The 1,489-nt window shown below is 58.8% G+C and carries 2 protein-coding genes; both read right to left on the bottom strand.

Going from position 1 to position 1,489, the window contains the following annotated elements:
- Positions 1-75 precede the first annotated feature (75 nt).
- A complete protein-coding gene (locus A2J01_RS28725) occupies positions 76-462 on the bottom strand; it encodes a hypothetical protein (RefSeq protein ID WP_064114099.1) in 387 nt (128 codons plus the stop codon).
- 28 nt (positions 463-490) lie between these two features.
- Positions 491-1,489, bottom strand: a 999-nt coding sequence (locus tag A2J01_RS36665) for a M66 family metalloprotease (protein WP_197494329.1), incomplete at its 5' end; no start/stop codon positions are given.

The following is a 1,489-nucleotide window of genomic DNA, read 5'->3' as shown; positions in this document are numbered from 1 at the left end:
CGGAACTCTCGGGGATAGGGCTTCGGCATGGTGCACATCCTTCCAGCGGCACCTCTCGGCACCACAGATCAGATGTCACCTATCCGTGCAGCAGACCCCTCCGGTTTTGGGATCTGTCCCTCCCTGCTGATTCACCGTGACTTCCTCGGCGACTTCGCCTTTCAAGGAATTCGAGACCTGAACACGGAACTGTGTTTCCGGAACCGCGCTGCGGTCGGCCGCGAATCCGCTCTGCTCGAGCACAGTGCCGACGAATACAGCGTCTGCGAAACCTGCGACCTGGCGCTGATCTTGGATGTCGATGACCCACGAGGCATCCGAATGCGCGTTCGTGTGTGGGCTCTCCTGTGTCGTCTGCTTGTCGCTGGCGCCGGAGGAGTCTTCGGTCGTGCATGCACCGAGAGCTAATGCTGCGGCTACGGCGAGAGCCACTCCGATCCGCTTCTTCGTCGAAATGGTCATGGTTGGTTCCCTTCTCGCGTGCATTTTCTCACGGATGCTTGGTGTTGTAGGAGGACTTGTCCAGGTCGGACAGGGTGGACGTCTTGGTGAAGTAGATCCGTTCGTCCATGTTCGAGCCTGCGCAGCTGTGAGCGAGTCCAAGTGAGTGCCCCATTTCGTGGAGCATCACAGGCTGAATTCGGGCATCGCTGGGGCCACTGAATTTCGCGTCGTTCATCTCGAGTGTGGAGTAGTCGGTGCCCCGGTTCTCGTAGTGACCCGCCCAGCTGTAGTCCGATCGATTGACGTCCCTGACCACCAGGACCTCGTTGTTGAGTACCGGTGCTTGGGAGATGGCTACTCGACCGAGCCCGTTCCATGTACTGACTGAACTGTTGAACGCGCTGGTGTATTTGGTGGTGGAGCTGTATTTGAGCGTACGCGGAGATCCGTGGACGGAGCTGTACGAGTTTGTGAAGTTGTTCGGTGCCGAATTCCAGAACAAACGCCCGTTCTGGAAATTCTGCCCCTTGCCACCGTAGATCCAGTTCTTGTTGTCCGGATTGATTCCGTCCCAGCAGTTGTATTCGTCGGAGGATGGGAACCCGAAGTTGCTGTTTTCCCATCCAGCATTTGCCCATTGGTCTCGAATGGCGCCCCACACCGGCCATGCTCCGGTTGGCTGTGACCAGTAGATGGAACCGCCTTCGAAGTGGTTGTAGCGGCCGGGTTTGGTGGGCGTTCCGAGCTCTCGGGTCACCGGGTATCCAAGGTCGCTGCCGCCCTCCCATCCCATGGCACCCCACTTGTCGCGGATGAGCCCGCCGATCTGATTGGCATGTCCGTTGGACACATTCGCGTGCCAGTAGATCGAGCTGTTCTTCTCGAACGGTTGCCAACGCCCGTAGTTTGCGGCGTCCGCCTCGTAGTTCGTGGCATTTCCGAAGAACGGCCAGCCTCCGGTTTCGTTGAATTCCTCGAGGATCTTCCCTCCGACGCAGAACCCGAACTTCGGGTCGTTGTTCGGGCAGCTCGGGTCCGCACTCGC

It is taken from the genome of Rhodococcus sp. EPR-134 (assembly GCF_001647205.1).
Taxonomy (GTDB): domain Bacteria; phylum Actinomycetota; class Actinomycetes; order Mycobacteriales; family Mycobacteriaceae; genus Rhodococcus_F; species Rhodococcus_F qingshengii.
Note: the sequence above shows the minus strand (reverse complement) of the source record. Positions and strands in the feature narration are given on the sequence as shown.